Annotated in this window: 13 protein-coding genes; all 13 read right to left on the bottom strand. The window is 30.4% G+C overall.

The window, feature by feature from the left end:
- Nucleotides 1–8: 8 nt before the first annotated feature.
- Entirely contained in the window at nt 9–692 is a 684-nt protein-coding gene (locus AC5W2J_RS01330) for an acylneuraminate cytidylyltransferase family protein (protein WP_496057680.1), read from the bottom strand.
- 4 nt (nt 693–696) lie between these two features.
- Nucleotides 697–1,860: a UDP-N-acetylglucosamine 2-epimerase gene (gene neuC, locus AC5W2J_RS01335; RefSeq protein WP_496057681.1), complete on the bottom strand. Its 1,164-nt coding sequence runs from the start codon at nt 1,858–1,860 to the stop codon at nt 697–699.
- Nucleotides 1,857–2,849, bottom strand: coding sequence for an N-acetylneuraminate synthase (gene neuB, locus AC5W2J_RS01340; RefSeq protein ID WP_496057682.1), 993 nt, complete (start codon nt 2,847–2,849; stop codon nt 1,857–1,859). The genes neuC and neuB overlap by 4 nt, the downstream gene beginning before the upstream one ends.
- Nucleotides 2,849–3,487: an acetyltransferase gene (locus AC5W2J_RS01345; protein WP_496057683.1), complete on the bottom strand. Its 639-nt coding sequence runs from the start codon at nt 3,485–3,487 to the stop codon at nt 2,849–2,851. The genes neuB and AC5W2J_RS01345 overlap by 1 nt, the downstream gene beginning before the upstream one ends.
- On the bottom strand, nt 3,477–4,523 hold the full coding sequence (locus AC5W2J_RS01350) for a sugar phosphate nucleotidyltransferase (protein WP_496057684.1): 1,047 nt from the start codon (nt 4,521–4,523) through the stop codon (nt 3,477–3,479). The genes AC5W2J_RS01345 and AC5W2J_RS01350 overlap by 11 nt, the downstream gene beginning before the upstream one ends.
- 31 nt (nt 4,524–4,554) lie before the next feature.
- Nucleotides 4,555–5,721 (bottom strand): LegC family aminotransferase, encoded by a 1,167-nt coding sequence (locus AC5W2J_RS01355; protein WP_496057685.1) that lies wholly within the window; start codon nt 5,719–5,721, stop codon nt 4,555–4,557.
- The gene (locus tag AC5W2J_RS01360) at nt 5,718–6,716 is read right to left on the bottom strand and encodes an NAD-dependent 4,6-dehydratase LegB (RefSeq protein WP_496057686.1); all 999 of its coding nucleotides are present in this window, start codon (nt 6,714–6,716) and stop codon (nt 5,718–5,720) included. The genes AC5W2J_RS01355 and AC5W2J_RS01360 overlap by 4 nt, the downstream gene beginning before the upstream one ends.
- A 41-nt stretch (nt 6,717–6,757) precedes the next feature.
- Nucleotides 6,758–7,828, bottom strand: a complete 1,071-nt coding sequence (locus tag AC5W2J_RS01365; RefSeq protein ID WP_496057687.1) for a polysialyltransferase family glycosyltransferase — start codon at nt 7,826–7,828, stop codon at nt 6,758–6,760.
- A 23-nt stretch (nt 7,829–7,851) separates the two neighbouring features.
- Entirely contained in the window at nt 7,852–9,081 is a 1,230-nt protein-coding gene (locus tag AC5W2J_RS01370; RefSeq protein ID WP_496057688.1) for an O-antigen ligase family protein, read from the bottom strand.
- A 71-nt stretch (nt 9,082–9,152) separates the two neighbouring features.
- On the bottom strand, nt 9,153–10,193 hold the full coding sequence (locus AC5W2J_RS01375) for a hypothetical protein (protein ID WP_496057689.1): 1,041 nt from the start codon (nt 10,191–10,193) through the stop codon (nt 9,153–9,155).
- A 34-nt stretch (nt 10,194–10,227) separates the two neighbouring features.
- The gene (locus AC5W2J_RS01380) at nt 10,228–11,430 is read right to left on the bottom strand and encodes a glycosyltransferase (protein ID WP_496057690.1); all 1,203 of its coding nucleotides are present in this window, start codon (nt 11,428–11,430) and stop codon (nt 10,228–10,230) included.
- A 39-nt stretch (nt 11,431–11,469) separates the two neighbouring features.
- On the bottom strand, nt 11,470–12,567 hold the full coding sequence (gene wecB / locus AC5W2J_RS01385; RefSeq protein ID WP_496057691.1) for a non-hydrolyzing UDP-N-acetylglucosamine 2-epimerase: 1,098 nt from the start codon (nt 12,565–12,567) through the stop codon (nt 11,470–11,472).
- 16 nt (nt 12,568–12,583) lie between these two features.
- Nucleotides 12,584–13,804 carry a nucleotide sugar dehydrogenase gene (locus AC5W2J_RS01390; RefSeq protein ID WP_496057692.1) on the bottom strand — a complete coding sequence of 407 codons (1,221 nt, stop codon included), beginning with the start codon at nt 13,802–13,804 and terminating at the stop codon, nt 12,584–12,586.
- Nucleotides 13,805–13,808: the final 4 nt, after the last annotated feature.

Raw genomic sequence — 13,808 nt, forward strand, 5'->3', positions numbered from 1 at the left:
TCTGCTCCCTATCTATCTATTAGAAGCTCCGCAAGCTTAAAGTCCAATTCTTCATCTATATCAATAGATCGATCTCTAGGCATAATATATGCATACGAATATTCATTATACAAAGAATTATTGTCTAAAAGATCCTTAACGTACGTAATGTAAATTGCTCCATTTAAGCGATAGGTTTTTTTCAAGTCTTGCCGCCTATTGCTTGGGCGATTTTCCTTTATAAATCCGTTCATCGATAAATCATTGAGTAGATCATTTGATAATTCGAGTGGATGTTCCAATTCGCAAACTGAGATAATACTTCTGGCATTTTTTTCTTCCATTAGTCTAAACGCTTGGTTTATATCTAATTCTGACCTTAACGGCGAAGTTGGCTGTAGTAATGTCACCGTGTCAAACTCTTCATTATTTTTTTGATATTGAGTTAGGACTTCTTTAACTACATCCCAGGAAGAAGCTGTATCCGTTGAAGAATTTTCTTTTCTTAAAAAAGGAACTTCAGCACCAAACTCATGTGCTACCTCTGCGTAACTGGAAGAATCAGTTGAAACCATTACTTTATCAAATTGATTAGAACCAATAGCAGCTTCAATAGTATATGCTATGAGCGGCTTCCCATTTAATAGGCGTATATTTTTATCTTTTAATCCTTTAGATCCTTTTCTTGCCGGAATTATAGCTAGTGAACGCACTTTTTCACTCCTCCAGGTCATAAAAAGACTTTTTCAAATCAACCTTTTTATTAAAAAATATACTTTTGATCGTTTGTACAATCTTAAAAGAAGTAGATTTACCTTCGTAAGGATTTATCACTTTTTTATATTCGACTTTCCAATCCTCTTCTACTGCTTTCTCTATTGCATATTCTATATCCTTAGATAAGGGGAGACAATTAATCACGCTGCTTGCTTGAATTCTTCCTTTTTGTCGATCACCAATATTGATTGTAGGTATTCCAAAGCTGGGTGCTTCTAGTATTCCACTAGAAGAATTACCCATAACGAAAGAGGAATATTTTAATGCACTTAAATACCTTAGTAAACCTAACGAGTAAAAAGCTATACTATTTTCTTTTGAATTCACGTATTCATCAATCATTTTATTAATAATACGTCCTTCTGTGTCCGCATTCGCTTTTGTAAAAATAAAATTTATTTTTGGATATTTATCACATGCATTTAAAAGCTGCTGAAATTGATCTTCTGCGCTGGTACCTTCTAATGTAACAGGATGAAAAGTCACCATAGCATAAGGGTCATCCAGATTAAAACCTATAGATTCGGAAAGATCTCCTTTAGTCATTAAGTTTTGACTAAGAATATTTTCAACACCCAGGCCCCCGACATTAAATGCTCTGTCAGGACTCTCTCCTAACTGTATTACTCTATTTCTATAAGACTCGGTACTGGTAAAGTGTAAATAACTAAGTTTTGTAATAGCATGACGAATGGATTCATCGATAGCTCCTTCAGTAGTTTCCCCTCCATAAAGATGTGCAATCGGTAACCTCTGGTTCATTGCAGCAATACAAACAGCAAGTGTCTCATAACGGTCTCCTAAAACTACAAGCAGATCAAAAGGCACATCAGAAAAAAATTCTCCAAAACTAATTGTTGCCAAACCCATAGATTTCGAAATAGAGGAAGGTGTATCAGTACTCAATAAAATTTCAATTTTCTTAGTAATATGAAACCCATCTTCTTCGATATTCTTATATGTCAGGCCAAATTCAGGAGACAAATGTGCGCCTGTAACAACGATAGATAGTTCGACTTGGTCATCTTCTGCTAATCTTGTTAAAAGTGGTTTTAATAAACCATACTCAGCTCTGGTAGCCGTTAAAACACAGAGTTTTATCATTCGAAAATCATCTCATCTTCTTCAAAATCTTTTTTTGCTTCTGTTCCTAAGATGTCATACCACCTCATTGGGCTTATTCCATCTCCAGGACGTTTTACAGTTAAGTTATTCTCAGTTAGCTTTTCTCCTTTATGGATATCTTTTTTAGCAACTATACTTTTCCTTGCTACTTTTATATTTTTCAATTCAGAAAAAGTTGGTTTTTTTATCCCATCTCCAATAGACTTCTCCACATTTCTAATAGCTTGAACCATACTTTTTAGCTCATTAGGTTCTAAACTAGCTTTATGATCCGGTCCCTCCATCAAACGATCAAGCGTAAAATGTTTTTCAATAATAACAGCACCCATAGCAACAGCCGCTGTCGGTATTTCGATTCCCATCGTGTGATCAGAATACCCTACAGACACATCAAATTGCTCCTTTAATGTATTCATCGCTTTAAGATTGACTTCTTCATAAGGAGTTGGATATTCTGTAGTACAGTGTAACAATGTAATATCATAAGCCCCATTATCTCTAAGAACTTTTAAAGAAGCATTGATTTCTTCTAAAGTAGCCATCCCTGTAGATAGAACTATTGGCTTTTTTAAAGAAGCTATTTTAACTAAATAAGGAAGATTTGTTAATTCTCCTGAAGGGATTTTCCATAAAGGCATGTCCATTTTTTCTAAAAATTCAATGCTATCAAAATCAAAACCTGTAGATAAGAATATAATTTCTCTTTCATTACAATAGTTATGTATTTCGATAAATTCTTCAAAGCTCAATTCCAAAGTTAACAGCATTTCTAATTGACTATCATTTCCCCCTTGGTTTGATTGATATTTTGCTTTTTTTGCTTTTTTAGATGCAAGGTTTCCAGCAACGAATGTTTGAAACTTTATACAGTCGGCTCCAGACCTTTTTGCTTCATCCACTAGCTTTTTAGCTGTAGAGACACTGCCATTATGGTTAACCCCAGCTTCAGCTATAATAAAAACGCTCATTATTCAACCTCCTTACATGGATTTCCATACGCAATTTTATTTGCAGAAAAAGATTTTAATACCACACTGCCCATTCCAATGATTACATTTTCACCTATATTAAGCTGTTGTTTTACAACACTGTTTGCACCAATATGAGAATGATTGTTTATTTTAACTCCCCCACAAACTACTGTACCAGGAGCTACATGAACAAATTTCCCTATTTCACAGTCATGTTCAATAGTTACCGATGAATTAACTATTGCACCTTCTCCAATTTTTGCTCCAGTATTTATTACAGCATTTTTTCCAACAAATATTCCATCAGCCAGTAAAGTGTGTGAAGAGACTACTGCTGAAGGATCTATTATATTCGGAGTAGAAAAACCAATTCTTTTTAGCTTATCAGTTAATTTGACGCGGATAGAGGGGTCGCCAACACTCCCTAGTGTTAGAAAAGCTTCTCTAAATCCTTTATTGAAAAGCATAGTTAAATCTTCATCTGTTCCTAAAAAAGGAGTATTAAGCAAATAAGATCCAACAATATTTTCTTTATCAATTATGCCTATTTCACTAAATTTATTATTTTCTTGAATACTATCTAATACAGACTTACAATGGCCGCCTCCGCCTATCAACAACAATTTACGACTCACTATTTTCAAGCCTCAACCGCATTTTCTCCATTTCATCAACTTGGCCCATATCCATCCAGGCATGCTCACTAATAGGAAAAAAGCCAATTTTTTCTCCATTTTTTTGATATTTTTCAATAATGTCTGGAAAGCCTACCGACACGTTTTCTTCCAATTCTTGAATAACTTTGGGTTCTACTACATACATTCCTGTGTTGGTAAAAAACGAAAACTCCGGCTTTTCTTTCATAGCAACTATTTCGCCATCTTTACCAGTCTCTATAACTCCATAAGGTATTTTTACATTTTTTAAAGAGCAGACCATCGTAACTAAATTTTTTTCTTTTATATGATAGTCATAAATTTTTTTGTAGTCCTCTTCAATTAAAATATCGCAATTTGTTAACATAAACGTTGTATTAATTTGTTCTTTTAATAAACTTAGTCCTCCCCCGGTTCCAAGAGGTACATTTTCATCTGCATAGTTAACGTTATATCCTTTATCAATTTCATTAAAGTAAGCTTTAATCATATTTTTTTTATGGTTAACTATTAGATGAAATTTGGTACTTCCCATTTCATGAAAACGATTTATAATATGCTCAGCAATTGGAATATCTCCTATGGGTATTAAAGGTTTAGGGAGAATTCTAGTATAAGGATATAAACGAGTTCCAAACCCACCTGCCATCATAACTACGGGAATATCAAGCTTATTTCTATCTTTTATTTCATCATTCCATAAAACTACTGATAATATCTTATCTTCATTAGATACTATGGGAACTGCTTCTATAGAAAGTTCTTTCATTTTTTGTTTAGCATACTGCTTGTCTTTTTCATAAACAAATTTAGGCTTATAGTTAGCAATTTCTTTGACAAAAGCATCTGTATTACCTTTTTTTAATATCCATCTTCTAATATCACCATCAGTTATTGAAGCTGTTAGCTTCCCATTCTTCTCAATAAAAAGTACTTTTTTAGCAACTTTATCTAATAATGCCATTGCTTCAAGCATGGTTGCTTCTTCACTAATTAAAAAATCTTGTACATTCAAATACAGCCCTCCTAAGAAAAAATTTCACTTTTTATTCTATTAATTGAGCACTACTAGGTATGTTAATTATTCGTTGTTCAAGACTTTCTGCACAAGATAAATCCATAGAAGGATTATCTTTAAACATTGGTAAATGATTCATTAACTTCCAAACCGGCCTAGTCATAAGATTATTAGAGTTTGTTAAATCTAGTATTTCATTACGCAGATTTATATTATTCTCTTCTAAAATCAACGCATTCAGCCAATAATTAGATCTAGTATGTGGTTGTTCTATTTTTAAAGAAATTCCCGGAACCTCTTTAAAAACCTCAGAATACCTAGATGCCAATATACGTTTTTGTTTTAAGAAATCTGGAAGCTTTTCAAGCTGGGCACAACCTAAAGCCGCATTAATGTTAGGCATTCGATAATTATAACCTACATGATCATGAACGTAGTCCCATTTATGGGGTACCTTTGCTGTAGTAGTAATATGCTTAGCCATATCTGCTAATTCATCACTATCAGTAAGAATAGCTCCTCCTCCTCCAGTTGTCATGATCTTATTACCGTTAAAACTAATAGCAGAGACTTTTCCAAATGAGCCAGTATGTTGCCCTTTGTAATAAGAACCTAGTGATTCTGCAGCATCTTCTACAATATCGATATGAAATTCTCTAGTTACATTTGATAAAGAGTCCATATCAACTGGATGACCAAAAACATGCATAGGTACAATCGCTTTTATACGACGACCCGTAGACTTGTTAAAACATTCATTGTCTTTAATAACAGCAATTCTCTCTAAATATTGTTTTAATTTATGAGAATCCACTCCCATAGATGACTCTTCGCTATCAATAAAGTGAGGTATAGCTTGACAATAACTAACTGCATTAGCTGTTGCTATAAAAGTTAAACTCGGAATTAATATTTCGTCTTCCGGCTTCACTCCTACAAGCTTTAATGCTATTTGAAGAGCTGCAGTACCATTCACCACTGCTACTGCTCTTCTAACACCTACAAATGCTGCTAGTTCTATTTCGAATTGATCTACAAATTTCCCAACAGAAGATACAAAAGTAGAATCAATTGTTTCTTTTACATATTTCCATTCATTACCTTGGAAAGAAGGTTCATGTAAAGGAATAAAACTATCTTTTTGAGGCAGAACTTTTTTCATAGCATCCATTACTTGATTAGCTGAAATACTCATATATTATACACATCTGCTTTATATTTTTTTAGGTTTTCAGTTTCTGCAAACCAATCTGCAGTTTCTCTAATGCCTCTTTTGAAACCTTCTCTGCTTCCATATTCTGGAGTCCAGTTTAAAAGTTCTTTCGCTTTAGAGTTATCTGCCCACAAGCGTTCTACTTCACTTTTACTAGGTCTTAGTCGATCTTCATCGGTTATTATATTAATACTTTTATTCATTGCTTCACCAATCAATTCAGCAGTATCTTGAATTGAGATTTCATAGTTACTTCCAATATTAATAGTTTCTCCTACTGATTTATCAGATTCACCAATTGTTATAAAACCATCGACTGTATCTTTAATGTAATTGAAATCTCTAGTAGGATGAATAGCTCCAAGCTTTATATCCTGTTGATCATTAGCCAATTGAGTAATAATGGTAGGAATCACCGCTCTCGCGGACTGCCTTGGCCCGTATGTATTAAAAGGTCTAATCGTCGCTACCGGTGTATCAAAAGATAAATAATAGGACATTGCTATTTGATCAGCACCAATCTTTGAAGCAGAGTATGGAGATTGACCTTGCAATGGATGGGTTTCATTTATAGGAACATATTGGGCTGTTCCGTATACTTCACTTGTAGAAGTATGAACCACTTTAGAAACTCCAAGTTCTCTCGCAGCCTGAACCACATTTAATGTCCCATTAATATTTGTATCAATATAAGTGGCCGGCGAATGATATGAATAAGGAATAGCAATCAAAGCAGCTAAATGATAAACTACATCGCAGTCCTTCATTGCTTCTTTCACTCCAAACGGATCTCTTACGTCTCCTGAAAATATTTCGACTTGATCAATGATTTCCTTAGGAGAATTATCTAACCATCCCCATGAATTAAATGAATTATAATAAACAAATGCTTTAACTTGATAGCCTCTCCTAACTAACTCTTCAGTTAAATGTGAACCTATAAAACCGTCTGCGCCTGTAACCAATGCTTTTTTCATATTTATTCCTCCATTTTTTGTTTTATAAAAACATTTTTCACTTATTTAACTATTTTTTTTAAATCAGTCAAATTGTTTAATATTTTCATTTTGTACATATTTTTAATCTTATCTTCTAATTGGCTATTTCTATCATTCTGAAATACTATTTTATACAATGATAAAGAGCTAATCTCGTACCATTTTTTGATATAAAAACAAGAAGAAGAATGTACAGTTAGCACTAAATCGATGTCGATTTTTGCTGGAAGTAGTTCAGCTGGTATATATTTCATTGGAAATAATTTCACAAAATCCATTTTTAAAAAAGTATTATATTTTGAAATACATTCGCTTGGATGTGCCTTTATAATAACATTTATATTACCTTCTTGATTTAAGGTTTTAAAGATGTTGGTCAAAAGTTGTTCTTCCTCATGTTTCGATAATAAATTAAATTCTGAAAAAGGTTGTCCTATATATAATAGTGTAAACTTGTTATTTTTAAAATCATTCTCATATTCATTAAACACATTGAAATAATCAAACATTCTCATTAAATCTTCGTTGTTAATATTATCAAACTTTAGCTCAAATATATTTTTATCTATTATTTTTGATTTTGGCAACATGGATGGAGAATTAGCTAAGATCTCATCAACTTTTGGATTATTGCCTTGAGAATTTATAATATACTTAGGATAGAAAAAAAATATTCTCTTAATTAAATCTTGTTTTTTATAATTAACATTTAACTCATTATATAGACCTAATCCTTCTTCTATTAATGTTACTTTCCCTTCCTTTTTTTTGAATGTATCAATAACCGTTTGATTATGAATATCATTGTCTTTAAAAACTATTAGATGTTTAGCTTGATGCTTTTTAAAAGAATATTTTAGATTCATTTGCATTCTTTTCATTTTTAAAATTTGACTTAATTTATTTCTAGAGTCTCTCTTAATAATAATTACTTCAGTGAAAGTTTCATCTTCTTTTAATAGCTTTATTATAGTTGAATTAATCGAATAACATATTATTATTGGGTTCTTTATATCATAATTACTAATATAAAATTTACTAATCATTAAGTGATAAATAGTACTAATAGAAAAAACTGTGGATTCTCCCATTTTTTCCTCCTTTTAATCTAGAATCAATTTTTAGTTTTATTTTTAAAGTCTAAAAATAAAAAAGGAACAATAAACCAAAAAATCGGATCATACAATAGATCATTAAAATTTATTGAAATTAAAGAAAAAGATATAAATAGAGATGCAAAAATAATTGATATCTCTGCATATTTTTTTCTACATATTCTAATAATTGTAGAAAAAATTATAATTAAAATCGTCATAATAACTATAATCAAAGATATTGGACCAAAAGTGACTAATAAGTTTAAATACCCATTATGTGAATTCATGTTATTAAAACTAAAGTACGTAAATGTACCTGGTCCCATTCCTAAAATTATATTGTTTTCGATAATTTCTAATCCTGAAGATATAATTTGAAGACGGGAATAATCTCCACTGAATTGGTTTTCTGTATCTTCTAAAAAACGCCTCTCTATCCAATAAAACATAGAACTTGAAGAGTAGACTTGATAGAATAAGAAAAAAATTATACCTATAATACATATTGAAAAAAATAATTTGAAATTTATTTTTTTAGTTAAAAACATAAAAATTACTAATAACGATATAAAAGCTATAAAAGCTAATAAACTCTGTCTAGATCCGCTTATTAGGATAGCTATAACAAATAGAAAAACATTCATATATCCAAATACTCTATAATGAATTTTTTGTTTGATGAAAACTAAAATCCCAATGTTCACTGCTGTTACAATAAATAAACCATTAAAAACTCGAGACATTCCTACGGATATATTATTATTTAGCGCATTACGAATTCCCCAATTATTTTCTATTCCCATGTTAAATGTTATATTGAAAAAATAGACATAAAATATAAAAGAAAATATCAATGATGTAATAAATAGATATTTTATAAGAAGCGATAAATCTTTTAATGTATAATTTTTTAAAATGTTAAATACACTAAAAACGATAAGTGCAGCAAAGAAAAAATTAAGTATAGGAGTAAAAGAAGTAGCGTGCTGTATTGGTGAAAAAAACATGGATAATAAACCTAAAATGGTTACTAGAAAAATGGAAATGAACACTAACAAAATTTCTTTAGATAAATAAAATGATTTAGCATATAGAAATAACGATAAAAATAAAAATATCATACCTATTCTATTAAAAGTAATGAAATCGGGCAAACCTAAATCACTTCCATTTAAGGCAAAAGCAAATAAATTAAATACTAATGCCATAAAAAAAATATGACTTCGATAAGTAAAGTAATTTTCCATATCATACCTCTTTATTTTCTACAAACTCATTCTAATGTATTTTATTCATTCAAAATTCATTGAACGTATAATTATTTGATAACATTTAAAAGATTATTTGCACCTATTTTCCAATTGTGAGTTTCAATAAATTTTTTAAAATAAATATCTTTTTTATTAGTTAACATATTAAGTTTATCAATAAGGGACTCCATATCATTATCCAATACTTCCCCAATTTTATAAAATTTCACCGCTTCATTTAAAAAACCATAATCCATTGTTAGTAAAGGTTTTTTTAAATGAACAGCATTATAAATAGTATACGGAACTGAAAAATCATCATAAACTCGCCAATAAAAATCAATATAATTAGATATTGAGCTTTCATCAATATCTACTTTTTCTTCTATTAATAGTACATTTGGATTTTCTTTTAGTTTAATATATTCTTTTTCATTAGATTCTTTTAAGAATTTTTTTAAAGGTCCTCCGAGAATAATCTTTATATCTATTCCTACTATTTTTGCTTTCTCAATCAATTTATTAGTAAAAAAAGGATGTAATACTTTCTTATTAGGATTTCCAATTGCCAATCCTACTATACTATTTTTATCATTTTTTACGAATGCTTCTATCTTCTTTTCAAGAATATTGTCTTTTTTTATATCATTATTTAATGGTTTTCCAAAAGTAATGTAATCTATTTTTTTTAGCTCTATTTTAAAATGTTCTTTTGCATGTTTTATTAATAGTTTATCTGTGACCATAATTTTATAAGAAGCTTCACTTATTATTTTTCTTCTTATTCCAGTAAGTTTAGGAAAGTATTCTTCAGACTCTTTATCTACATTGTGACAAATCCAAATTAATTTCACTCTAAATATTTTTGTTAATGTGACTGTTAACAAATCTGTAAAAAGTCTAATTATCGATTTAGCAATAGACTCATAATCATTTAAATAACGAATAATAACAGCTTTAGGTCTTGATCTTCGTTTTAGATATTGAAGAATGAAATATATTGGAAGTTTCATTGGTGACCCTTTTACAGGAAGCAACTCTATCTCTTCATTCATATGCTTAGCTAACATTCTAGATTTATAATCATCTTTTTGAATTATAGCGTACATTTTCACACCTACTTTTCTATATTTTCTTAGTTATTTATTTAATATGATTCAAATATTCAATTGCCATTTCTCTATCAGAAAATTTTCTTGCGGTATTTATTGCATTGTTAGAAATCTCTTGTTTTTTATTATGTGATAAGGCTTTGATTTTATTACATAGATTAGTTAACATTTCTTCATTTCCTTCTTCACACAAAAAGCCGTTCTCACCATCCACAATAATATTCTGCATTCCACCCCCATTAGAGGCTATTACGAGACACCCTTGAGACATTGCTTCTAAATAAACTAGTCCAAAAGTTTCTTGCTCACTAATCATTATAAAAACTTCAGTACTTTTCATATCAATAAGAACGTCTTCTCTTTGTTTATATCCTAAAAAATTCACTCTATTACTTAAATTTAAATTTTTAGATAATGAAATCAGAGAATTTTCTTGAGCACCTTTCCCAATTACATTAAATGAGAAATATTCATTTTTAAAAACATTACTCAATGCTTTTATGGACGTATCAACTTTTTTTCTTTCAATTAATCTTCCAACATATAGAAATGAGTTATTTACTTTTATATGAAATTCATTTTTTTTATAGTTCATATAATCTTTAGGAATACCAGAGTGACAAATAAAAGGTTGTTTTTTTAGTGCAAGAAGCCTTTGTGTATCTTTAGAGATCTTCTCAGATCTAGCACCTATTCGATCAATAAATTCAATATTTTGCTTTGCCCATTTTTTATATTTTGATTGATTGATATAAACTAGTGCATGAAAAATTAAAGCATTCTTGGCCCTATATTTCACTTTTAGTTTTGGTAAGAGATCTAATTGTGGAGTTTCCCAATGGCCAACTATCAAATCGGGTGAAAAATTTTCTTCTCTCAATAGATTAACAATTTTCTTATACTGACTTTTTACTTGGATTTCAGAATATTTCTTTTTAGGAATTGATTTATCCATTGGAATTCTAAAAACAGTAACACCTTTGGAAATATATTTTAGTCTTTTACTTTGCTCTATATTCGGAATAATAATTCCAAATTTAGAGTTAATCATTTTCAATATATTATTTGGAAGAAGATATAATAATTTAGGATATTTACTAGAATTATGAATCACTATTACTTTGTGCCCTAACAATGCCCACTCTTCAGCAAAGTATTTTACTACAGGAGTAACTCCTATATTCTTCTCATCATCTGGCTGTGGATATATTGAAGTTAGAATTAATATATTCATAAATTATCGCTTCTCCGTATTCCTCTACATGTTATTAATCTATTTATTATCCAAAACGTCTACAATTTTTTTGCAAGCAAATCCATCTCCATAAGGATTACTAGCTTGGCTCATCTTTATATATTCTTTCTTATTATTTAATAAAAGTTTAAAATTGTTATAGATAGAGTTCTCCTGTGTGCCAACTAACTTTAAGGTACCTGCCTTCACTCCTTCAGGTCTCTCAGTAGTATCTCTCATAACCAATACAGGCTTCCCTAAACTAGGAGCTTCTTCTTGTATACCTCCACTATCTGTTAAAATTAAATATGCTCTCGAAAGAAAATTATGAAAATCAAGGACTTCCAAAGGCTCTATTATTTTTATTCTTTCACAATCCCCTAAAATTTCCTTGACTGCCTCTCTAACTATTGGATTCATATGAACGGGGTAAATTACTTTAATATCTTCATGTTCATTTACTATTCTTTTAATTGCTTTAAACATGTTTCTCATAGGTTCACCAATATTTTCTCTTCTATGAGCAGTTATCATAATTAGTTTGCTATCAGAACTCCATTTTAAATAAGAGTGTTCATATTTTTCTTTAACAGTAGTTCTTAAAGCATCTATGGCTGTATTGCCAGTTACAAATATTGTTTCAGCTTTCTTACCCTCTCTAATTAAGTTTTGTTTAGCTTGTTCTGTTGGGGCAAAATTAATTTTTGCTAAGGCCCCTACAGCTTGTCTATTAAATTCTTCAGGGTAAGGCGAATCAATATCATATGTTCTTAATCCCGCTTCTACATGTCCCACAGGAATTTTAAGATAAAAGCACGATAAAGAAGTAACGAAAGTGGTGGAAGTATCTCCATGAACTAAAACTAAGCTTGGATTAACTTCTTCCAGAATTGCCTTCATTTTATCTAAAATATTAATGGTAACATCAAATAGAGTTTGTTTTTCTTGCATGATTGACAGATCATAGTCTGGGACTACCTTAAATGCTCTTAGAACTTGATCAAGCATTTCACGATGTTGGCCAGTTACACAAACTACTGTTTCAATAGTACTTCTTGATTTGAGTTCGTTTACTAACGGACACATTTTTATAGCTTCTGGCCTAGTACCAAAAATCACTAATATTTTTTCCTTCATTTTTTACCTCCTTATACTAAAGCTTATAAATGTTTTTAGAACCACAAACATTTTTTGTATCCAATATCAACTTATTATTTAAAAGTTGCATATTTTCTATTAAATGGGCGTGTCCTACCATAACAACTACAATTTCAACTTCATTTATAAAATCCTCAAAATTCATAAATTGATGGTCAACTATCCTTTTTTTAACATAAGGATCGAAAACCTTAACTCCAAATGCAAGGTGTTCATCCATTCTATCTAAAAGTTGTAGAGTAGGACTTTCTCTTGTATCATCAACATTTTCTTTATAAGCTAGCCCATATAAACCAACTTTGGATATATCTTTAATATTGTGTTCTCTCATAATATCTCTAATTCTACTTAGAACATGACTTGGCATAGAATCGTTAGTCTTTCTTGCTGTTAAAATCAAGTTGGTCAAATCTGGATAATCCCCTACTAAAAACCATGGATCTACTGAAATACAATGCCCACCTACTCCAGGCCCTGGCTGCAATATGTTCACTCTTGGATGTTTGTTAGCAATTCTAGTGATTTCATACACATCCATCTTATCTTTACGACAAATTTTTGCAAGTTCATTGGCAAATGCTATATTAATATCCCGGTATGTATTTTCAACCACTTTTGACATCTCAGCTGAACGTATGTCCGTCACGATTATTTCTTCTTTACAAAAACTCGAATAAAGTTCTTTAACTTTTTTTCCTACTTCAGGATTGTCTGTTCCAATAGTTCTAGAATTATGTTGCAATTCATGAACCATATTTCCAGGAATTATGCGTTCCGGAGCATGCATTATATGAATATCTTCACCGGTAATATAACCTTTTTGAGCAATTACCGGTCTAATAAATTTGTCAATTGTTCCAGGAGAAACAGTAGACTCTATTATAATTACAGCACTTTTTTTGCAAACTTCCAGCACACTATTGACTGCAGAAATAATATATTTAGGATCTAACTTTTTGCTCTCTTCTATATATGGAGTTGGCACTGCAAGTATATAAGTGTCTGAACTAATATATTCAGTAGAAAACTTTATATTATTCTTTTGCGCACTTTCAAAAAGTTCTTCCAATCCTTTTTCTTCAAAAGTTAAGTTACCTTCATTTAACGAATCTACTATTTCTTTGTTGTAATCAGTACCAACTACTTCTACTCCGTGTTTAGCAAACATTAAAGCCGTAGGTAAACCTATATATCCAAGTCCTACTATGTTTATCAAGTTA

Source organism: Sinobaca sp. SA16-1, assembly GCF_059510515.1.

Coding starts and splice junctions, on each gene's coding strand:
- neuC (WP_496057681.1), bottom strand. CDS start 1,860: ATGATAAAACTCTGTGTTTTAACGGCTACCAGAGCTGAGTATGGTTTA.
- neuB (WP_496057682.1), bottom strand. CDS start 2,849: ATGAGCGTTTTTATTATAGCTGAAGCTGGGGTTAACCATAATGGCAGT.
- AC5W2J_RS01355 (WP_496057685.1), bottom strand. CDS start 5,721: ATGAGTATTTCAGCTAATCAAGTAATGGATGCTATGAAAAAAGTTCTG.
- AC5W2J_RS01360 (WP_496057686.1), bottom strand. CDS start 6,716: ATGAAAAAAGCATTGGTTACAGGCGCAGACGGTTTTATAGGTTCACAT.
- AC5W2J_RS01365 (WP_496057687.1), bottom strand. CDS start 7,828: ATGGGAGAATCCACAGTTTTTTCTATTAGTACTATTTATCACTTAATG.
- AC5W2J_RS01370 (WP_496057688.1), bottom strand. CDS start 9,081: ATGGAAAATTACTTTACTTATCGAAGTCATATTTTTTTTATGGCATTA.
- AC5W2J_RS01375 (WP_496057689.1), bottom strand. CDS start 10,193: ATGTACGCTATAATTCAAAAAGATGATTATAAATCTAGAATGTTAGCT.
- AC5W2J_RS01380 (WP_496057690.1), bottom strand. CDS start 11,430: ATGAATATATTAATTCTAACTTCAATATATCCACAGCCAGATGATGAG.
- wecB (WP_496057691.1), bottom strand. CDS start 12,567: ATGAAGGAAAAAATATTAGTGATTTTTGGTACTAGGCCAGAAGCTATA.